Below are 20309 nucleotides of genomic sequence, written 5' to 3'. Positions count from 1 at the left end.
TTATAACGCATCGATATAAAACTCACAGCCATCCCACCGGTCAGTTTCCAAGTACCCGCCCTTTCGGTGGGTGCTGCTTGACCCCCTCCCCAACGGAAAAACCGGTAAGGACTTATGTGCGGATTAGCTGGAGAGTTACGTTTCGATCAACAACCTGCGGACCTTGCGGCCGTGGAACGCATCACCCATCACCTGGCGCCTCGCGGCCCTGACGCGTGGGGTTTTCATAGCCAGGGGCCGATTGCCCTGGGCCACAGGCGTCTGAAAATCATGGACCTGTCGGACGCCTCGGCCCAGCCGATGGTCGACCTACCGCTGGGACTGTCCCTGGCCTTCAACGGCGCGATCTACAACTACCCGGAACTGCGCGCCGAGCTGGAAAGCCTGGGCTACACCTTTCATTCCGGCGGTGACACCGAAGTGCTGCTCAAGGGCTACCACGCCTGGGGCGAAGCGCTGCTGCCCAAGCTCAACGGCATGTTCGCCTTCGCCATCTGGGAGCGGGACACGCAGCGGCTGTTCATCGCCCGCGACCGCCTCGGCGTCAAGCCGCTGTACCTGTCACGCACCGGCCAGCGCTTGCGCTTTGCCTCGGCGTTGCCGGCCCTGCTCAAGGGTGGCGACATCAACCCGCTGCTCGACCCGGTGGCGCTCAACCATTATCTGAATTTCCACGCGGTGGTCCCGGCGCCGCGCACCTTGCTGGCCGGCATTGAAAAACTGCCGCCCGCCACCTGGATGCGGATCGACGCCGACGGCAGCACCGAGCAGCAAACCTGGTGGACCCTGCCCTACGGCCCCCGCGCCGACGAACAGAACCTGAACCTGGAAGACTGGGTCGACCGCGTGCTCGACAGCACCCGTGAAGCCGTCGCCATTCGCCAACGCGCCGCCGTGGAGGTCGGCGTGCTGCTGTCCGGCGGCGTGGACTCCAGCATGCTTGTGGGCCTGTTGCGCGAAGTCGGCGTTGAAGACCTGTCGACGTTCTCCATCGGCTTCCAGGATGCCGGCGGCGAGCGCGGTGACGAGTTCCAGTATTCGGACCTGATCGCCCGGCACTATGGCTCCCGTCATCACCAACTGCGCATCGACGAAAAAGAGATCATCGAACAGCTGCCCGCAGCCTTCCGCGCCATGAGCGAACCCATGGTCAGCCACGACTGCATTGCCTTTTACCTGCTGTCGCGGGAAGTGGCCAGGCATTGCAAAGTGGTGCAAAGCGGCCAGGGTGCCGACGAACTGTTTGCCGGTTACCACTGGTACCCCCAGGTCGATGGCGCCAGCGATCCCTACGCGGCCTATCGCGCCGCGTTCTTCGACCGCAGCTACGAGGAATATGCCGCCACCGTGCAGCCCAAATGGCTGACGGCCAACGACGCGGCCGGCGACTTCGTCAAGGCGCACTTCGCCCAGCCAGGCGCCGAAGCCGCGGTGGACAAGGCCCTGCGCCTGGACAGCACCGTGATGCTGGTGGATGACCCGGTCAAGCGCGTCGACAACATGACCATGGCCTGGGGCCTGGAGGCACGCACGCCGTTCCTCGATTACCGGCTGGTGGAGCTCTCGGCCCGGGTCCCGGCTCAGTTCAAGCTGCCCGACGGCGGCAAGCAGGTGCTCAAGGAAGCGGCCCGGCGAGTGATTCCCAGTGAAGTGATCGACCGCAAGAAGGGCTATTTCCCGGTGCCGGGCCTCAAGCACCTGGAAGGCAACACCCTCGCCTGGGTCCGCGAGCTGCTGCTGGATCCGAGCCAGGATCGTGGCCTGTTCAACCCGGCCATGCTCGATCGCCTGCTGACCGACCCCAACGGCCAACTCACCCCGCTGCGCGGCTCGAGGTTGTGGCAACTGGCGGCGCTGAACCTGTGGCTCAGCGAGCAAGGAATCTGATCGATGAAAGCCAACCCTACGGTTCACAACCAACGCCTGTTGCGCGGCCAGGCGCCCTCCTATGAACGCTTGCAGGCGCGCCTGGCCGAAGACGGCAGCGAGCTGGGCGCCGACCCGATCGCGGTGCATTGCGGCTGGGGCCGCCTGCTGATCGGCCATACCTTCCCCGATCCGGCCAGCCTGGCGCGGGAGCTGCTCAACGAACAACCCGGCGAGCGCGACATTGCCCTGTACGTCGCCGCGCCCCAGCAAGTGCTCGGCCTGGAACCGGCGCAGTTGTTCCTCGATCCGTCCGACACCTTGCGTTTGTGGTTCAGCGACTATCGCCAGGCCACGCGGGTGTTTCGCGGCTTCCGGATTCGCCGGGCCCAGAGCGAAGCCGACTGGCAGGCCATGAACCAGCTCTACCAGGCCCGGGGCATGCTGCCCATCGACCATAAACGGCTGACCCCGCGTCACGAAGGCGGTCCGGTCTACTGGCTGGCCGAAGACGACGACACCGGCGCGGTGATCGGCAGCGTCATGGGCCTGAATCATCAGAAAGCCTTCAACGATCCAGAGAACGGCAGCAGCCTTTGGTGCCTGGCCGTGGACCCGCAATGCCCACGGCCCGGAGTCGGTGAAGTGCTGGTGCGCCATCTGATCGAGCACTTCATGAGTCGCGGCCTGAGCTATCTCGACCTGTCGGTGCTGCATAACAATCGGCTGGCGAAGAACCTCTACGCCAAGCTCGGTTTTCGCAATCTGTCGACGTTCGCCATCAAGCGCAAGAACGGCATCAACCAGCCGCTGTTCCTCGGGCCGGGACCGGAGGCGGCGTTCAACCCCTACGCGCGGATCATCGTCGAGGAGGCTCACAGGCGCGGCATCGACGTGCAGGTGGACGACGCCGAAGGCGGCTTGTTCACCTTGGTCCACGGCAGTCGGCGGGTGCGTTGCCGCGAGTCCCTGAGCGATTTGACCAGCGCCATCAGCATGACCTTGTGCCAGGACAAGAGCCTGACCCACAAGGTGCTGAAAAACGCCGGCCTGAACCTGCCGGCCCAGCAACTGGCGGGCAATGCCGATGACAACCTGGCTTTTCTCGATGAGCACGAGCGGGTCGTGGTCAAGCCGCTGGACGGTGAGCAGGGCCAAGGCGTGGCGGTGGATCTGCGCACCATCGAAGAGGTGCAGAGCGCCATCGAAACAGCCCGGCAGTTCGACAGCCGGGTGTTGCTGGAAAGCTTTCACGAGGGGCTGGACCTGCGGATCCTGGTGATTGGCTATGAGGTGGTGGCGGCAGCGATCCGGCGTCCGGCGGAAGTGATCGGCGACGGACAACACACCATCGGTGCCCTGATCGAAGCCCAGAGCCGCCGCCGACAAGCGGCCACCGGCGGCGAAAGCAAGATCCCGATGGACGCCGAAACCCAACGCACGCTGAGCGCCGCAGGGTACGACTACGACAGCGTGCTGCCGGCGGGTGAGCATCTGTTCGTACGGCGCACGGCGAACCTTCATACGGGCGGCATCCTGGAAGACGTTACCGGCATCCTCCATCCGTCCCTGGCCGATGCCGCGGTACGCGCCGCCCGCGCGCTGGACATCCCCATGGTCGGCCTCGACCTGTTGGTGCCCGCAGCCGACCAGCCCACCTATGTGTTCATCGAAGCCAACGAACGCGCCGGCCTGGCCAACCATGACCCCCAACCCACCGCCGAGCGCTTTGTGGATTTGTTGTTTCCCCATAGCCAGGCGGTGGCCTGAGCCTCACCACAGGGTTCCTCTACTTCAATTTTATGTTCCGCGAGGAGTTTCCATGATCAGTAAAATTCCCGAACCGGACCTCGAATACCTGCGAAAAGTCCTGCTGGAAATGCTCGCCATTCCCAGCCCCACCGGGTTCACCGACACCATCGTGCGTTATGTCGCCGAGCGACTTGACGAACTCGGCGTTCCTTTCGAAATGACCCGGCGCGGGACCCTCCGGGCCACGCTCAAGGGCCGCAAGAACAGCCCCGACCGGGCCGTATCGGCGCACCTGGACACCATCGGCGCCTCCGTGCGGGCGATCAAGGACAACGGCCGCCTGACCCTCGCGCCGGTGGGGTGCTGGTCCAGCCGGTTTGCCGAAGGCAGCCGGGTCAGCCTGTTCACCGACACCGGCGTGATCCGCGGCAGCGTGTTGCCCTTGATGGCGTCCGGGCACGCGTTCAACACCGCCGTGGATGAAATGCCCATCAGTTGGGACCACATCGAGCTGCGCCTGGATGCCTACTGCGCCACCCGCGCCGATTGCGAAACCCTCGGCGTGGCCATCGGCGACTACGTGGCCTTCGATCCCTTGCCGGAGTTCACCGAGAGCGGCCACATCAGCGCCCGGCACCTGGACGACAAGGCCGGGGCCGCCGCGCTGCTGGCGGCGCTCAAGGCCATTGTCGACAGCGGTGCGCAACTGCAAATCGATTGCCACCCCCTGTTCACCATCACCGAGGAAACCGGCAGCGGCGCAGCGGCCGCGCTGCCTTGGGACGTCAGTGAATTCGTCGGCATCGACATTGCCCCCGTTGCGCCCGGCCAGCATTCAAGCGAGCATGCCGTCAGTGTGGCGATGCAGGATTCCGGAGGCCCCTACGACTATCACCTGTCGCGCCATCTCTTGGCGCTGGCCAAGGAAAACGAGTTGCCGGCACGCCGCGACCTGTTCCGCTACTACTTCAGCGACGCCCACTCCGCCATTACCGCCGGCCATGACATCCGCACCGCCCTGCTCGCCTTCGGCTGCGACGCCACCCACGGCTACGAACGCACCCACATCGACAGCCTCGCCGCCCTCAGCCGCCTGCTCAGTGCCTATATCCTCAGCCCGGCGGTTTTCGCCAGCGACGCACAGCCGGCGCAAGGCTCGCTGGACCGCTTCAGCCACCAGATCGAGCATGATGCACAGATGGAAAGCGATACCCGGGTGCCTTCGGTGGACAGCCTGGTGGGGCAGCGCTCGGATAGCTGATCCAACATTTTCGCCGCCACGAATATCGCCATCGCGAGCAGGCTCGCTCCCACATGGAGCCTTCAGCGCAGCTCAGAACTCTGTGGGAGCGAGCCTGCTCGCGATAAGGCCAGAACAGACACCGCAAAACCCAGGCTAGCCGCAAACCCTCAATGGCCGTAGCATCGCCACATTGTCTAGCCGAGGCCCCTCCATGCTCATCCCCCACGACCAACTCGAAGTCGACACGCTCACCCGCCTGATCGAGGATTTCGTGACCCGCGACGGCACCGACAACGGTGACGAAACGCCTCTGGAAACCCGTGTATTGCGGGTCAGGCAGGCGTTGACCAAAGGCCAGGCGATGATCGTCTTCGACCCGGAAAGCGAACAGTGCCAGTTGATGCTCAAGCACGACGTGCCCAAGCACCTATTCGACTGAACAGACTTTGCGTGCAGCCTGGGCTTTCTTGCGCTGGATTTTTTCGTAGATTTCAGAGCGATGGACGTCGACGTGCCGCGGCGCTTCCACGCCAAAGCGCACGGTGCTGCCGCTGACCGACAGCACACGGACGGAAATATCGTCACCGATGGAGATCAATTCACCTACTGCACGACTGAGTACGAGCATGGTTCTTGTCCTTAAGAATGTCTGGACCCTGACCATGCCCGGCCTGTTTCAGGTTCTCAAGACACCGACGACAAATCAGTAACCCCCTACAAGCAAAGCTCCAACGCCTGAAGGAAACTTCCTGCAAAACCTGCTCATACCCTGTTTATTTCACGACGCAGAGAATCGTGGCCCGAACAGAATCACACTCGCTCCCAACACACAGAGCGCCACGCCGATCCAGTCGGAACCCAATGGCCGCACTCGCTCCACCACGGCCAGCCAACCAATCGAGGCGATGATATAGATCCCGCCATAGGCGGCGTAGGCGCGGCCGGCATAGGTCGCTTCGACCCGGGTCAGCAACACGGCAAACAGCGTGAGGCTGAGCAGCGCCGGCACCAGCCACCAAGCGCTCTTGCCCTGGCGCAACCACAGCCAGAAGGCGTAGCAGCCGGCAATTTCGAACAGCGCGGCAAGAAAGAACCACAGGTAATTGAGCATGCGGGTGTCCATCAGGAAGACCGAAGGGCGCCATCCTGAGGACACCGGGCATCGAGGTCAACTCATCGAGGTCAACTGGGATTCTGCCGCGCCTTGGCGCGCATCTTGTCGGCCATGGTGGTCATTTCGGCATACAACAACTGGGGGTCCTTCTGCTTCATGGCCCAGGCCGCCCGCCCCTGCTCGTGGGGCAGGATCATGAACTGGCCCTGGCCGACCTGCTGGTAAATGTAATCGGCAATGTCCGCCGCGGTGATCGGTGAGCTTTCCAGCAATTTGCCAACCTGGGCTTTCATGGCCGGGGTCGGGCCACGGAAGGAATCCAACAGGTTGGTCTGGAAAAAGGAGGGACAGACCACGTGCACGCCGATTTCCTGATACGCCAGCTCGGCCAGGAGGCTTTCCGACAAAGCCACCACACCGGCCTTGGCCACGTTGTAGTTGCTCATGGCCGGGCCCTGCATCAGCGCCGCCATGGAGGCGATGTTGATGATCTTGCCACGGCTTTTCTCCAGCAAGGGCAGGAACGCCTTGCAGCCCTTGACCACGCCCATCAGGTTGATCGCGATCTGCCAGTCCCAGTCTTCCAGGGACAGCTCGCTGAAGAACCCGCCCGAGGCCACCCCGGCGTTGTTGACGATGATGTCGATGCCGCCCAGTTTTTCTTCGCACGCCTGGGCGAACGCAGTCAGCTGGCTGTAGTCACGCACATCGCAACGCTGGATAAAGCCGTCGCCACCGGCGGCGCGCACTGACTTGAGGGTTTGCGCAAGGCCGGGCTCGTTGACGTCCGACAACGCCAGCCGCCAGCCTTCGCGGGCCCAGCGCAGCGCGATTTCGCGACCCAGGCCGGAGCCGGCACCGGTGATCATCATGCGATTTTGCATAGCAGACAGCCTTGTTCGGGAGAGATGGGCCGAGTGTAGCGAAGGACTTTCCCGGACCCACGCTCCATCAGAGTGCTGAATGGCGGGGGCAAACCGGAGTGGGTAGGAGCGCCGACAAAAACGTTGAATTTTTTACAGGACGTTACGGTCGACTGTTTAAGCCGCCCGGATTTAAACGCCTGCGCGCTGGCAGTTAATTGTTGTATCCCCAGAACTGACCAATAAGGAAATCAACGATGGGCACAATACTTATCATTATCCTGATCCTCTTGCTGATCGGTGGTCTGCCGGTCTTTCCGCATTCCAGAAGTTGGGGCTACGGCCCGTCCGGTATTATTGGCGTAGTGTTGGTGGTGCTGTTGATCCTGCTATTACTGGGCAAGATATAAACCACGGGGTAAAAAAAAGAGGCCTTCACAGGCCTCTTTTTTATATTCACCGGTAATCAGTCCGGCTTGCCATCAACCACGCCGGCGGTGTTATCCAGCAGGCTCTTGGTGGCAGTCTGCAGGAACGACTCCAGTTGGAGTTTCATCTGCGTGGTGCCCGGTGCGTCCGGGATAATTTCCGCATGCGGGTTGGCACCGAGTTCATAGCGGTACATCTTCGGTGGCATTTCCTTGTCCTTCGGCAGCACCAGGATCTGGTCATCGCGCACGATCGCCGTGGTCTGTTCACTGCCCGACGGCTTGATCACACCAAAACCGGTATCGCCCTGCGGCAGGTTCAACAGGTCGCGGCCCCAGCACTGGTTGCGCACCTCGCCACCGATCCGGCCCATGATGGTCGGAACGATATCGACCTGGGTGCCGACGGTGTGGCTACGCTGGCCGAATTTTTCCTGGATGCCCGGGCCGATCATCAGCATCGGTACGTTGAAACGACCCAGGTCCATTTCGGTGATCTGCCGTTCGTTGCCAAAGCCATGGTCGCCGACCACGACGAACAGGGTCTCCTTGAAGTAAGGCTCCTTGCGGGCCTTCTCGAAGAACTGGCCCAGGGCCCAGTCGGCGTAGCGCATGGCCGTCAGGTGTTCGTTCAGGCTGCCACGGTCGGTGACCCGCTCCACCGGCAAGGGTGTCGGCAGCGCATACGGCGTGTGGTTGGACAGGGTTTGCAGCAAGGCATAGAACGGCTTGCCGTTTTCCCGCGCCTTGAGCTCGATCAGGCCACGGTCGAACATGTCCTGGTCAGACACGCCCCAGGTCGGGTCGGAGAACACCGGGTTCACGAAATCGTTGCGCCCGATGAAATTGGTCATGCCCTGGTTGCTAAAGAAACCCGACTGGTTGTCCCAGGCGAAATCACCGTTGTAGACATAGACGTCGTCGTAGTTGCGAGCGCTGAGCAGTTGCGGCAGGCCCGACAGCTTGTGGCTGCCCTCAGGCGTCTGCATCAGGTATTCGAAGCCCGGCAGGTTCGGGAAGCACGCCATGGTGGCGAACATGCCCTGGTGGGTATGGGTACCGTTGGAGAAGAAGCGGTCGAACAGCAGGCCTTCCTTGGACAGCTTGTCCAGGTAAGGGGTGATGTTGCCCGGCGCGCCCAGGGCGCCGACCGAGTGCCCGGCCATGCTTTCCATGAGGATCACGACAACGTTCTTGATCGGCAGCGTCTTGTCGGCCGGCGGCGTGTAGTCGCGACGCACGGCGGCGGTCGCAGTATCCACCAGCTTGTCGTCGGGCATCACCAGCATGTCGCGCACGGTCTGTTGCGCCAACGGCTGTTCGAGGGTGGCCTTCCAGATGTTATCGCGGTCTTCGGACATCCGGCTCTTGGCGGCCGCCACCAGCGACAACGTACCGTTGAGGCCCAGTTGGTTGGCGAAGTTCGAATCGGTGGTGTAGACGTCGCCCCAACGCAGGGGTGGCCCCTGCCGCAGGGTGCCACGGGCCGCGGTCACCGCCACCAGCAGGCAGACCACGAACACCGCGACGCGGCTGTACCAAGGTGCGACCTGACGCACACCGATGCTGCCACCGCTGAACGGTCCGCGTGGCCGGGTCGCGCGGTCGGCACCCTTGAAGGCCAGGCTCAGGATCAGCGTGCCGACCGCCCAGGCCAACAGGTAGCGCACCACCGGGAAACCGTACCAGAGCATGCTCATCACGGTTTTCGGGTCTTCCTTCACGTACTGGAAGACCAGGCCGTTGAGGCGCTGGTGGAACTCACGGTAGAAGTCCATCTCCATCAAGCCCAGGAACAAGGCGATGCTCGAGGTGACGGTCAGCCAGAAACGGAAGAAGCCGCGAGCCGCCATGGTCCGGGGGCTGAACAAGGCCAGCAGCAGCGGAACGCTGAGGTACACCACCAGGCGCAGGTCGAAACGCAGGCCGTTGGCGAACGCTTCAACGAAGGTCGAGGCCGGGGTATCGAGGATCATCTCGCGGTTGTAGACCAGCAGCGCCAGGCGCAGCAGGCTGAACATGACCATCATCACCAGGGCACAGAGCAACGTGTAGGCCAAGTGTGATTTGACGGTCGGTTGCAGCAAGCGATGCGTGGTGCGCTGCTGACTCAGGGCGTCCGGGATTGCCATGTCGTTTAAGGACCTATTGGAGTTGAAGTGACAAAAAGAAACAACGGCGCGCCCTCTGTTGGCCAATGCATGACCCCGGGGCTTGCGCGAGAGGGCAAATGTTGCACGAACGGCGATGGCATTGCCATTAAATAACCGGCGGCAATTAAAGCGCAGGAGATTGTCCGTAAGGTTTTGTGAAAATTTCGTTCAATGAATATTCAGAAACACAAAAAGCCCGGATTTCCCTGACCGTTGAGGCGAACCCCATCTGTGGCGAGGGAGCTCATGTGGGAGCAAAGCTTGCTCGCGATGCAGGCGCCTCGATCCATGAAAGACCGCAGCGTCTATATCGCGAGCAAGCTTTGCTCCCACAGATAAATCCCCCTGGCCCCAAGGGAATTCCTGGGGGCTTAATGAAACTGCCGCCCAAGCCCCGCCGGCACGCCCTCGATAGTGGTTTCTTCCCACGGCCCGTTCGGGCTGACGGAGCGGCTCCAGCCGTTGTTCCAGCGGTAGTAGGTGCGCTGGCGATAGAAGGTGTTGGTCTGGTTGTCCAGCACATAGACGCCCAGCTTGGCGTCCCAATGACTGTTGCCGCCCGGTGGCGGGGCGAAACTGGCGGACGTACGCGGCAGCGGCTTGGCCGGTTTGTTCGGGGTCACCGGCTTGCCCGGTGGGGTCGACGGGCCCGGCTTGTGGGTCGGGGTCGACGGCGTGATCGGCGGCAGCGGTGCCGAAGGCTCAGGTGGGCGCTGGACCGCACAAGCGCTCAGGCCCAGGACGAGGGTGAGCAAGGTGAGACGAGCGATGGCGGTCATGGTGCGAATTCCTGTTATTTGTCCGGGCTGTCGATGATCAATTGTTGCGGCGTCGTGGTGCTGCTCGCCAGGGGTTGGCTGCGGCCGACCCATTCGCCGGCGGTCGGTTGACCGGCGCGGGAAATTCGCGCCACCAATTGGACTTCAGGGAAGTTCGACAGTTTCAGCTGCGGCATCATCGCGTCCGCGTCACCCAGCTCGACCGTGGCGGGCAGGTCAGCGACCGTCAGGCGCTTGGCCGCCAACGGTGCCGGAGGACCGGAGACGGCGCGGGCGAAGATGAACACGCTGTCGCCTGGCTGCACGCTGGCCTTGAGCGCCGGCGCCAGGTCGACGCGCACTTTCAGCAGTGCCGCAGCCTTGGTCGCCGGGGCTTGGGCTTGGGCTTGGGCTTGAGCGACCTTGCCACCGCTGGCTTGCAGCTTCTCGGTGGCGCGCGCGATGCCGCCCTGCAGCGCCTCACGGGACTTATCGCCCTCGGGCAGTTCGGCGAGCAGGCGGCCCCAGTAGTCGATCGCCGCCTGATAACGCTCGCCTTCGAACGCGGCGATGCCCAACAGGCCGAGGCTGGTGACTTCTTTCGGATCGAGCTTCAGCGCTTCGTCGGTCAGGGCCTGGGTCTTGTCCGACCATTTCTTGCCATCGGCGAAATACTGCGCCTGGGCCCATTGGCCAAGCAGTTCCGGTTGGCGGCCGGCCACGGCCACGGTGCGCTCGAAGATCTTCGCCGCATCCGCCGGGCGATCTTGCGCCATGTAGGTACGTCCGAGGAAATACAGGCCCTCGGCCGAATCCGGTTGCGCCGCCACCGCTCGCTCCAGGCGCTGGGTCATTTCTTCCATCGACTGCGGCGCCTGGGCGAATTCCCGGGTCAGTTCAACCTTGTCGCTGGCGCCAAAATGCAAGTACAGCGCCAGGCCCAGCACAGGCACCAGCACAGCGGCGAGCACCGGCAACGGCTTGCCCAAGCGCGATTCGCGTGGTGCTTCGGCCCCGTCGGTGTCAGCCAGCAGCTCACGGGCCGCTTCGGCGCGACCGGTGTCCAGTTGCGCGGCGTTGAGCACGCCCTCTTCCCGTTCGGCCTGCAGCTCAGCGACGCGCTCCTGGTACAACGCTACGTTGAGCGCTGTCCGGTCCTCTTCCAACTGGACACGACGGCCGCGCAAAACAGGGATCAACACAAAACTCAGGGCAACCAGGAGAAGCAGACCTGCGGCGAGCCAGAAATCAATCATGCTTGGTTTTATCCAACAGTTGGTCGAGGCGCTGGCGCTCTTCGACAGAAAGCGTATCCGCAGCGGCGCTGCGCTGGACACGACGGCGACGCACGATCACCGCGATGACGACGAAACCACCGAGCAACAGCGCGGCCGGGCCGAACCAGAGCAGCGCGGTCTTGGAAGACAGCGCCGGGTTGTAGCGCACGAACTCACCGTAGCGATCGACCATGAAATCGATGATCTGCTGGTTGTCCTTGCCCTCGCCCAGCATGCGGAAGATTTCCTTGCGCAAGTCGGCGGCAATCGGCGCATTGGAGTCGGCGATGTCCTGGTTCTGGCACTTGGGGCAGCGCAGTTCCTTGGTCAGTTCGCGAAACCGCTCACGCTCGCCGTCGTTGGCGAACTGGTAGGTGTCGATGGCGGCGTGGGCCACGCCCACCAGGCTCAGGCCGAGGATAGCGGCGGCTAACCAACGCTTCATGGTTTGGCCTCGTCCACCAGGGACTGATACGTCGCCGCCAGTTTCTCGCGCCAGACTTGCTCGTCGATCACGCCGACGTACTTGTCGCGGATAATGCCCTTGGCGTCGATGAAGAAGGTTTCCGGCGCCCCATACACGCCCAGGTTCAGGCCCAGGGAGCCGTCTTCGTCGCGAATGTCCAGTTGATACGGGTTGTGGAATTCGGTCAGCCACTTCAAGGCGTCGGCATTGACGTCCTTGTAGTTGACGCCGTAGATCACCACGCCGTTCTGCGCCAGCTTATTGAGCACCGGGTGCTCGACCCGGCAGGAAATGCACCAGGTCCCCCACACGTTGACCAGTGCCGGCTTGCCCAGCAGGTCGGCGCGGGTCAGGGTCCTGTCGCCCTGCACCGAAGGCAGGGAAAACTCCGGGAACGGCTTGCCGATCATCGCCGATGGCAGTTGCGCCGGGTTGAGGAAGAGCCCTCGGTACAAAAAGACCGCCACCACCAGGAACAGCGCCAGCGGCAACAGCATCATCCAACGTTTCATGCAGTGGCTCCCGTCATGCCCAGGGTCTCACGCACCCGGGCCTTCACCTTGACTCGATAACGACGATCCAGCGCCGCCAGCATCCCGCCCAGGGCGGTGAGCAGGCCACCGAACCAGATCCAGCGCACGAACGGCTTGACGTGGACCCGTACCGCCCAGGCGCCGTCGCCCAGGGATTCACCCAACGCCACGTAGAGGTCGCGCGTAAACCCGGCGTCGATCCCCGCTTCGGTCATCATCGAGCCCTGCACGGTGTAGAGGCGTTTTTCCGGATGCAGCACGGTCACATCCCGGCCGTCACGAATGACCCGCACGGTGCCTTTGTCGGAGGTGAAGTTCGGGCCTTCGAAATGCTTGGCCCCCTCGAAAACGAATTGATAGCCGGCCAGGTCCATGGACTCTCCCGGCGCCAGGCGCAGGTCACGCTCGGCACTGTTCTGGCTGGACAGCACCACGCCCAACGCGCAGACGGCGATGCCCAGGTGCGCGAGCTGCATGCCCCAATAGCTGCGGGTCAAGGTCGGCAGGCCCTTGATCAGGCCCTTGTGTCGAGTCTTGTCGAAGATGTCGCGCACGCCGGCCAGCAACACCCAGGCCGCCAGCGCGAAGGTCGCCAGCACCGCCCAGTTGAAATCGCCATAGGCGACACCGGCCACCACCGCCAGGACCGCCGTGCCCAACAGCACCGGGGTCAACATGCCCAGCAGCCATTTGACCGGTGTGTCTTTCCAGCGCACCAGCACGCCGACGGCCATCACCACCATCAGGATCGCCATCAGCGGGATGAACAACGCGTTGAAGTAAGGTGGTCCCACCGAAAGCTTGGCGCCGGACAGTGCATCGAGTACCAGCGGGTACAGTGTCCCCAGCAGGATCATCGACGCGGCCACCACCAGCACCAGGTTGTTGCCCAGCAACAGGGTCTCGCGCGACCAGAGGTTGAAGCCGACCTGGCTTTTCACCACAGGCGCGCGCAAGGCGAACAACGTCAGCGAGCCGCCGACCACGAACAGCAGGAACATCAGGATGAACACGCCGCGCTCAGGGTCGGAGGCGAACGCATGCACCGAGGTCAGCACGCCGGAGCGCACCAGGAAGGTGCCCAGCAGGCTCAGGGAGAACGCCGCGATGGCCAGCAGTACCGTCCAGCTTTTGAACACGCCGCGCTTTTCAGTGACGGCCAGTGAGTGAATCAACGCCGTGCCCACCAGCCAGGGCATGAAGGACGCGTTTTCCACCGGATCCCAGAACCACCAACCGCCCCAGCCGAGTTCGTAGTAGGCCCACCAAGACCCCAAGGTGATGCCGATGCCCAGGAAGGCCCAGGCGACGATGGTCCACGGACGCGACCAGCGCGCCCACGCGGCATCGAGACGACCGCCGAGCAACGCGGCGATGGCGAAGGCGAAGGCCACGGAAAAACCGACATAGCCCATGTAGAGCATCGGCGGGTGGACGATCAGGCCGATGTCCTGCAGCAACGGGTTGAGGTCGCGGCCATCGGTCGGCATCTGGGGCAAGATGCGCTCGAACGGGTTGGAAGTGACGATCAGGAACAGCAGGAAACCGCTGCTGATCATGCCCATCACCGCCAGCACCCGGGCCAGCATCACCTGCGGCAACTGCCGGGAGAACACCGAGACGGCAAAGGTCCAGCCGCCAAGAATCAATGCCCAGAGCAGCAGCGAGCCTTCATGGGCACCCCACACGGCGCTGAACTTGTAGTACCAGGGCAAGGCACTGTTGGAGTTGCTGGCCACATAAGCGACGGAAAAATCGTCGGTCATGAAGGCGTAGGTCAGGCAGCCGAAGGCGAACACCATGAACGCAAACTGCCCCCACGCCGCCGGACGGGCCACGCCCATCCACAGACGGTCGCCGCGCCAGGCACCGAGCAACGGCACCACGGCCTGTACCAACGCAAGGCACAAGGCCAGGATCATCGCCAGGTGACCCAATTCGGGAATAAAGATACCAGCCGTCATCACTCAACCCTCCTTCGCTGGGGCAGGCGCCGACTGGCCGCTGTCTTTCAAGGCCTTGGTCACTTCCGGCGGCATGTATTTTTCATCGTGCTTGGCCAGCACTTCGTCGGCCACGACCACACCGTCGGCATTGAGCTTGCCCAGGGCGACGATGCCCTGGCCTTCGCGGAACAGGTCCGGGAGGATGCCGCGGTAGGTGATGGTCACGGTCTTGTTGAAATCGGTGACGTTGAACGTCACGTCCAACGAATCCCCGGAACGCACCAGCGAGCCCTTTTCAACCATGCCGCCGGCGCGGATGCGGGTGTCCTTCGGCGCTTCGCCATTGGCGATCTGGGTCGGGGTGTAGAACAGGTTGATGTTCTGCTGCAGGGCGCTCAAGGCCAGGGCGACCGCAGCGCCAACACCGACCAGGATCGCAAGAATGATGACAAGACGTTTTTTGCGCAGCGGATTCACTGACCGTTCTCCCGGCGCAGACGACGCGCCTCTTGTTGCAGATACCGCTTGCGGGCCAGGATCGGCACCGCCACGTTGAGGGCCAGCACCGCCAGGCAGATGCCGTAGGCTGACCAGACATACAGGCCATGATGGCCCATGGCGAGGAAATCGCCGAATGAAGCAAAACTCATCGAGCGACCTCCAGGCTGTTCTGTACTTCGGCTTTTACCCAGCTGGCCCGGGATTCGCGCTTGAGCACTTCCAGGCGCATGCGCAGCAACAGCACGGCGCCGAAGAAACAGTAGAAACCCAGCGCGCAGAGCAACAGCGGCAGCCACATTTCGACAGGCATCGCCGGTTTTTCGGTCAGGGTAAATGTCGCGCCCTGATGCAAGGTGTTCCACCACTCCACCGAATACTTGATGATCGGGATGTTGATCACGCCGACGATCGCCAGCACCGCGCAGGCCTTGGCGGCGCTGTCACGATTGCTGATGGCGTTGCCCAGCGCAATAAGACCGAAGTACAGGAACAGCAGGATCAGCATCGACGTCAGTCGGGCATCCCAGACCCACCATGAACCCCAGGTCGGCTTGCCCCAGATCGCGCCGGTGACCAGCGCCACGGCGGTCATCCAGGCGCCGATGGGCGCGGCGCACTGCAGGGCGACGTCGGCCAGCTTCATCTTCCACACCAGCCCGACCACCCCACACACCGCCAGCATGACGTAGATGGACTGGGCCAACATCGCCGTGGGCACGTGGATATAGATGATGCGAAAGCTGTTGCCCTGCTGGTAATCCGGCGGGGCGAAGGCCAGCCCCCAGATCACGCCGCAGCCAATCAGCAGCACAGCGAAGAGGCTCAACCAGGGCAGCAGCTTGCCGCTGATAGCGTAGAACCACTTGGGTGAGCCAAGCTTATGAAACCAGGTCCAGTTCATTGCTGTTTCCATCACGGTTGCGGCTCGCCATCGCGAACCGCCGGGTCTGCCTTTACTTCACGCAGAAGTGGTCGTTTCTTGACCAGGCCTCGTTATTATTCGCCGACGCTGATCTTCAGGCCAGCGGCTATTGCAAAGGGTGTCAGGGTTATCGCCAGGGCGGTCAGGCTCCCAAGCCACAGCAGATAACCGGTTGCCGGCATGCCTTGCAGGGCGGCTTGCAAGGCGCCACTGCCCAGGATCAACACCGGGATGTACAGCGGCAGGATCAACAGCGCCAGCAGCAGCCCGCCACGCTTCAAGCCCACCGTCAACGCCGCGCCCACCGCACCGAGCAGGCTCAACACCGGCGTGCCCAGCAGCAACGAGACCAGCAGCACCGGCATGCAGGCGGCGGGCAAGCCCAGCATCATTGCCAGCAGCGGCGAGAGCAGCACCAGCGCCAGACCGGAAAAAACCCAGTGTGCCAGTACCTTGGCCAAAACCAGAAGGGCCAGGGGGTGCGACGAAAGGACCCACTGCTCCAGGGAACCGTCTTCGAAATCACTGCGGAAAAGCCCGTCCAGCGAGAGCAGGACCGATAAAAGCGCCGCCACCCACACCAGCCCCGGCGACAAGGTTTGCAACAATTGAGTCTCCGGCCCGACCGCCAGCGGGAACATGGCAATGACGATCGCGAAGAACACCAGTGGATTGGCCAACTCGGCCGGACGACGGAACAACAGGCGCGCCTCGCGGGCGAGCAACAGGCCAAACACACTCATACGGCCCAATTCCCCAGATCGATGTTGCGATAGCCGGACGGCATCCGCGTCAAGGTGTGGTGGGTGGTCAACAGCACCATGCCCCCCGTCTCGCAGTGCCGGGCCAGGTGCTCTTCAAGCTGCGCCACCCCTTGCTTGTCCAAGGCCGTGAACGGCTCATCGAGGATCCACAGCGGCGGGCCGTCGAGGTACAACCGAGCCAGGGCCACACGACGCTGCTGGCCGGCGGAGAGGGTGTGACACGACACGTCTTCGAAACCCCGCAGCCCTACCGTCGCCAACGCCTGCCAGATCGCCTCGCGCCCCACCGGCTGATGCAGCGCGCACAACCAACTGAGGTTTTCTTCGGGGGTCAGCAAGTCCTTGATGCCGGCGGCATGGCCGATCCAGAGCAAGTTGCGGGCCAGCTCGCCGCGCTGGCCATGCAACGGTTGGCCGTTGAGCAGCACTTGGCCAGCCGTGGGTTGCATCAATCCGGCCAGCAGGCGCAACAGACTGGTCTTGCCGCTGCCGTTGGGCCCGCTGATCTGCACCATATCGCCAGGTGAGAGTCTCAATTCGAGGTGTTCGAAAAGCAGCCGCAAGTCTCGCTCACAGGCGAGGCCGACGGTTTGCAAAAGAGGACTGGTCAAGGGATTGCGGGCCTTATACGGTTCAAGTCGGCGGTGCTGCGGCCGTTAAAGAGATGCAGCATAGATGCATTGACGGTCTGTTCCACAGAGCTGCGTCAAACAATTGCAAGGTTTTCGCCACACCCTGAAAGACGGGCGGCATTATACATGCGATGCCCTACTCTAATGAGGGCATTTTTCTCCAAGGTAAGCGCTTAGATGACAGGCGACATGAACATCCCGCCGCTGCCCCAGCCCACGGCAGCGCCGCGCATGCCAGCGATCAGCGGCGAGCTGCTCAAGCTGCTGGTACCGGCCGAAGGCCTGATCAGCACGGGCCAGACCGCACAGGCCGAAGTGCTGTCGCTCAAGCAGGCCGACCAGACTTTCCAGCTGCTGCTCAAAGTCACCCTGGAGAGCGGCCGTCAGACCACCGTGCAAGCCACCAGCACCCAGCCGCTGCCCCAGGGCACCAGCCTGGCCGTGACCCAGCCATCGCCCAGCAACCTGGCGATTACGGTGCAACAGGCCATTGCTTCCAGCGTTGCCACCCTCACCCGCATCGACACGGCGCAAATGCCGGTAGGCACGCTGCTGCAAGGCAAAGTGCTGACCAGCCAGGCGTTGCCGCCAGTGCCGGGGCAGCCGGTGGTCTATCGGTCATTGGTGAGCCTGGTCAACACCGCCCAGGCCGGCAGTACGCTGGACATCGACAGCCCCCAACCGCTGCGCATCGGCACGCTGCTCAGCGCCCAGGTGCAAGACGCACAGACGCTGAAATTCGTTCCGCTGAGCAACCGCCAGGAGCAATTGGCGGTGAGCCAGCAACTGGTCACTCAAGTCAGTCGCCAGGGTTCACTGGACAGCCTGATCAACGCCCTGCAAAACCTGCCGGCCACTGACGACACTGGCACCGAGCTGCGCGCCGCAGTGACACGCCTGCTGGCCGGCCTGCCGGATGTCCAGCAACTGAGCTCGCCCAAAGGCCTGGCCCAGGCCATGGCCGCCAGCGGCGTGTTCCTGGAAAGCAAACTGCTGGCCGGTCAGCCGCCGGGGCAGCCTCCGGGCCTGGCACCGGACATGAAAGGCGACCTGCTGAAACTGATCGCCCAACTGACCCCGGCCCTGCCCGCCTCCACCAACCTTGGCGCCATCATCGCCGCCAACACCCTGGCCCAGGCGCTGCCCAACTTCGTTCGCAGCGCCTTGGGGATGCTTGGCCAGGTCAGCGCCAAACCACAACCCACCGGCTTCCCCCTGCCCTCGCGCCCGCTCAAGGAGCAGCACGAAGAAGGCGATCTGGAGCACCTGTTGCGCCTGGCCGCCGCGGCGGTGTCACGCCTGCAGAGCCACCAGCTGTCGAGCCTGGAACAGACCGGCCTGACCGATGACGGCCGGTTGATGAGCACCTGGCAACTGGAGATCCCAATGCGCAACCTGCAGGACATCGTGCCGTTGCAGGTCAAATTCCAGCGCGAGGATACCCCCTCCCGCGAGCAACCCCATGAGCGCAAGGAAGAGCGTGAGCGCGAGCCGAAACAGCAACTCTGGCGGGTGGAGCTGGCGTTCGACATGGAACCGCTCGGACCGTTGCAGGTTCAGGCCCAGTTGCTCAGCGGCAGCCTGTCCAGCCAGTTGTGGGCAGAACGGCCGTACACCGCCAGCCTGATCGAAAGAAACCTGGCGGCCTTGCGTGAGCGCCTGGTGACCTGCGGCCTGGACGTCGGCGACCTGGATTGCCACCTCGGCACACCTCCCCAAGGCCCCAAGACTCGCCTGGAACAACGCTGGGTGGACGAGACCGCATGACCCACCACACCGAACCACGCAAGGCCATCGCCCTCAAGTACGACGGCCATCACGCTCCGACCCTTACCGCCAAGGGCGACGAAGCCCTGGCCGAGGAAATCCTGCGCATCGCCCGGGACAGCGAAGTGCCGATCTACGAAAATGCCGAGCTGGTGAAGTTGTTGGCGCGCCTGGAACTGGGGGACAGCATCCCGGAGGAGTTGTACCGCACGATCGCCGAGATCATCGCGTTTGCCTGGAACCTCAAGGGCAAGTTCCCACAGGGTTTCGACCCGCATGCGCAAAGTGTCGAGAAAGACGTGACGGAACGTGGGGACGATTACTGATCACTGACCCCTCGCCACAGGGGGCTGGGCTGGAATGAATATTTCCGAGTGCCAGAAAAACCTGTGGGAGCGAGCTTGCTCACTCCCACAATTGGATCAGGGCGAAAGCGATCAACCGCCCCTGTGCAACTTGCTCATCAACTCCGCTTCAGCCTGGGTCAAGCCGCAGGCCTGGGTCAGTTCGTCGACGCTCGCCCCCATGCCCACCAGGCGAGCGGCCTGGGCGAAGGACAGGCTCGAAGGGTCGCGCTGTTCCAGCTGGGCGAGTTTGTCTGGCAACGGCGCGAGCACGGCGCGCAGCTCATGGATGGCTTCGCCCATGCGCACGGTACCGTTCTGGTAATCGTCGACGCGCTTGGCCAGGTCCTTGATGCGCTGATCGCGCAGCGCATCGCCCTGGGCCTGCTGAGCGGCGACCTGCCGCTGGCCACGAATGTACGCCAGGAACATCGCCAGCGTGCCTGCCCAGAACAGGAACAGGACAATGACTGCTACCTCAAGAATCAATCAGATACTCTCCAGTTCCGACCACTCTTCTTCACTCATCATTTTTTCCAGCTCGACCAGGATCAGCAACTCGTTGTTCTTGTTGCAAACGCCCTGAATGAACTTGGCCGACTCTTCGTTACCCACGTTAGGTGCGGTTTCGATTTCCGACTGACGCAAGTAAACCACTTCGGCGACGCTGTCGACGAGGATACCGACCACTTGCTTGTCGGCCTCGATGATCACGATACGGGTGTTGTCGTTGACCTCGGTGGAGTGCAGGCCGAAGCGCTGGCGCGTATCGATCACCGTGACGACGTTGCCGCGCAGGTTGATGATCCCCAGCACATAGCTGGGTGCGCCCGGTACCGGAGCGATCTCGGTATAGCGCAACACTTCCTGAACGCGCATCACGTTGATGCCGTAGGTTTCGTTATCGAGCTTGAAGGTCACCCATTGCAAGATCGGATCTTCGGAACCCTTGAGAGACGACGCCTTATCATTCATACCCT

At 62.9% G+C, this 20309-nt stretch carries 23 protein-coding genes; 7 read left to right on the top strand and 16 right to left on the bottom strand.

Translation table 11 applies throughout. The features are described from left to right. Window positions 1-114 precede the first annotated feature (114 nt). The 4 genes from ACODSJ_RS13635 (at window position 115) to ACODSJ_RS13620 (ending at window position 5300) form a co-directional block, all read left to right on the top strand. Window positions 115-1887 (top strand): N-acetylglutaminylglutamine amidotransferase, encoded by a 1773-nt coding sequence (locus ACODSJ_RS13635; protein ID WP_489102221.1) that lies wholly within the window; start codon window positions 115-117, stop codon window positions 1885-1887. 3 nt (window positions 1888-1890) lie between these two features. Then, entirely contained in the window at window positions 1891-3636 is a 1746-nt protein-coding gene (gene ngg, locus ACODSJ_RS13630) for an N-acetylglutaminylglutamine synthetase (RefSeq protein ID WP_489102220.1), read from the top strand. Window positions 3637-3688: 52 nt separating this feature from the next. Further along, window positions 3689-4879, top strand: coding sequence for an osmoprotectant NAGGN system M42 family peptidase (locus ACODSJ_RS13625; RefSeq protein ID WP_489102219.1), 1191 nt, complete (start codon window positions 3689-3691; stop codon window positions 4877-4879). A gap of 193 nt (window positions 4880-5072) precedes the next feature. Continuing rightward, a complete protein-coding gene (locus ACODSJ_RS13620) occupies window positions 5073-5300 on the top strand; it encodes a YheU family protein (RefSeq protein ID WP_489102218.1) in 228 nt (75 codons plus the stop codon). On the opposite strand, the gene csrA is transcribed toward ACODSJ_RS13620, so the two are convergent. The 3 genes from csrA to ACODSJ_RS13605 all read right to left on the bottom strand — a co-directional run bounded on the left by csrA (window position 5289) and on the right by ACODSJ_RS13605 (window position 6859). After that, window positions 5289-5489 carry a carbon storage regulator CsrA gene (gene csrA, locus ACODSJ_RS13615; RefSeq protein ID WP_489102217.1) on the bottom strand — a complete coding sequence of 67 codons (201 nt, stop codon included), beginning with the start codon at window positions 5487-5489 and terminating at the stop codon, window positions 5289-5291. The genes ACODSJ_RS13620 and csrA overlap by 12 nt on opposite strands. 150 nt (window positions 5490-5639) lie before the next feature. Then, window positions 5640-5972, bottom strand: coding sequence for a YnfA family protein (locus ACODSJ_RS13610; RefSeq protein WP_489102216.1), 333 nt, complete (start codon window positions 5970-5972; stop codon window positions 5640-5642). Between the two features lie 71 nt (window positions 5973-6043). Next, window positions 6044-6859 (bottom strand): SDR family oxidoreductase, encoded by an 816-nt coding sequence (locus ACODSJ_RS13605; protein ID WP_489102215.1) that lies wholly within the window; start codon window positions 6857-6859, stop codon window positions 6044-6046. A gap of 236 nt (window positions 6860-7095) precedes the next feature. On the opposite strand from ACODSJ_RS13605, the gene ACODSJ_RS13600 reads away from it, so the two are divergent. Beyond that, entirely contained in the window at window positions 7096-7248 is a 153-nt protein-coding gene (locus ACODSJ_RS13600) for a DUF3309 family protein (protein ID WP_018606531.1), read from the top strand. A 56-nt stretch (window positions 7249-7304) separates the two neighbouring features. Here the strand turns inward: ACODSJ_RS13600 and ACODSJ_RS13595 are convergent, their stop codons facing one another. The 11 genes from ACODSJ_RS13595 to ccmA all read right to left on the bottom strand — a co-directional run bounded on the left by ACODSJ_RS13595 (window position 7305) and on the right by ccmA (window position 17197). Continuing rightward, window positions 7305-9398 carry an LTA synthase family protein gene (locus ACODSJ_RS13595; protein ID WP_489102214.1) on the bottom strand — a complete coding sequence of 698 codons (2094 nt, stop codon included), beginning with the start codon at window positions 9396-9398 and terminating at the stop codon, window positions 7305-7307. A 392-nt stretch (window positions 9399-9790) separates the two neighbouring features. Continuing rightward, window positions 9791-10198, bottom strand: coding sequence for a hypothetical protein (locus tag ACODSJ_RS13590; protein ID WP_489102213.1), 408 nt, complete (start codon window positions 10196-10198; stop codon window positions 9791-9793). A 14-nt stretch (window positions 10199-10212) separates the two neighbouring features. Further along, the gene (ccmI, locus tag ACODSJ_RS13585; protein ID WP_489102212.1) at window positions 10213-11433 is read right to left on the bottom strand and encodes a c-type cytochrome biogenesis protein CcmI; all 1221 of its coding nucleotides are present in this window, start codon (window positions 11431-11433) and stop codon (window positions 10213-10215) included. Continuing rightward, window positions 11426-11899 carry a cytochrome c-type biogenesis protein gene (locus tag ACODSJ_RS13580; RefSeq protein ID WP_489102211.1) on the bottom strand — a complete coding sequence of 158 codons (474 nt, stop codon included), beginning with the start codon at window positions 11897-11899 and terminating at the stop codon, window positions 11426-11428. The genes ccmI and ACODSJ_RS13580 overlap by 8 nt, the downstream gene beginning before the upstream one ends. Further along, window positions 11896-12432 (bottom strand): DsbE family thiol:disulfide interchange protein, encoded by a 537-nt coding sequence (locus ACODSJ_RS13575; RefSeq protein ID WP_489102210.1) that lies wholly within the window; start codon window positions 12430-12432, stop codon window positions 11896-11898. Before ACODSJ_RS13575 ends, ACODSJ_RS13580 begins: the two co-directional genes overlap by 4 nt. Beyond that, entirely contained in the window at window positions 12429-14417 is a 1989-nt protein-coding gene (locus ACODSJ_RS13570) for a heme lyase CcmF/NrfE family subunit (RefSeq protein ID WP_489102209.1), read from the bottom strand. The genes ACODSJ_RS13575 and ACODSJ_RS13570 overlap by 4 nt, the downstream gene beginning before the upstream one ends. Before the next feature lie 3 nt (window positions 14418-14420). Next, window positions 14421-14876 carry a cytochrome c maturation protein CcmE gene (gene ccmE, locus ACODSJ_RS13565; protein ID WP_489102208.1) on the bottom strand — a complete coding sequence of 152 codons (456 nt, stop codon included), beginning with the start codon at window positions 14874-14876 and terminating at the stop codon, window positions 14421-14423. Then, window positions 14873-15049: a heme exporter protein CcmD gene (gene ccmD, locus ACODSJ_RS13560; protein WP_042729135.1), complete on the bottom strand. Its 177-nt coding sequence runs from the start codon at window positions 15047-15049 to the stop codon at window positions 14873-14875. Before ccmD ends, ccmE begins: the two co-directional genes overlap by 4 nt. Next, complete coding sequence (locus ACODSJ_RS13555) at window positions 15046-15801, bottom strand: heme ABC transporter permease (RefSeq protein WP_489102207.1); 756 nt, start codon at window positions 15799-15801, stop codon at window positions 15046-15048. Before ACODSJ_RS13555 ends, ccmD begins: the two co-directional genes overlap by 4 nt. Before the next feature lie 95 nt (window positions 15802-15896). Beyond that, window positions 15897-16565, bottom strand: a complete 669-nt coding sequence (ccmB, locus tag ACODSJ_RS13550) for a heme exporter protein CcmB (protein WP_489102206.1) — start codon at window positions 16563-16565, stop codon at window positions 15897-15899. Continuing rightward, window positions 16562-17197, bottom strand: a complete 636-nt coding sequence (gene ccmA, locus ACODSJ_RS13545; RefSeq protein WP_489102205.1) for a cytochrome c biogenesis heme-transporting ATPase CcmA — start codon at window positions 17195-17197, stop codon at window positions 16562-16564. Before ccmA ends, ccmB begins: the two co-directional genes overlap by 4 nt. 198 nt (window positions 17198-17395) lie before the next feature. On the opposite strand from ccmA, the gene fliK reads away from it, so the two are divergent. Both fliK and ACODSJ_RS13535 read left to right on the top strand, forming a co-directional pair. Next, window positions 17396-18985, top strand: coding sequence for a flagellar hook-length control protein FliK (gene fliK, locus ACODSJ_RS13540; RefSeq protein ID WP_489102204.1), 1590 nt, complete (start codon window positions 17396-17398; stop codon window positions 18983-18985). Then, window positions 18982-19311 (top strand): EscU/YscU/HrcU family type III secretion system export apparatus switch protein, encoded by a 330-nt coding sequence (locus ACODSJ_RS13535; RefSeq protein WP_489102203.1) that lies wholly within the window; start codon window positions 18982-18984, stop codon window positions 19309-19311. Before fliK ends, ACODSJ_RS13535 begins: the two co-directional genes overlap by 4 nt. Before the next feature lie 111 nt (window positions 19312-19422). Here the strand turns inward: ACODSJ_RS13535 and ACODSJ_RS13530 are convergent, their stop codons facing one another. Then, the gene (locus ACODSJ_RS13530) at window positions 19423-19818 is read right to left on the bottom strand and encodes a DUF2802 domain-containing protein (protein ID WP_260955339.1); all 396 of its coding nucleotides are present in this window, start codon (window positions 19816-19818) and stop codon (window positions 19423-19425) included. Beyond that, a complete protein-coding gene (locus tag ACODSJ_RS13525) occupies window positions 19819-20304 on the bottom strand; it encodes a chemotaxis protein CheW (protein WP_489102202.1) in 486 nt (161 codons plus the stop codon). Window positions 20305-20309 lie beyond the last annotated feature (5 nt).

Source organism: Pseudomonas sp. FG6, assembly GCF_057809015.1.
Note: the sequence above shows the minus strand (reverse complement) of the source record. Positions and strands in the feature narration are given on the sequence as shown.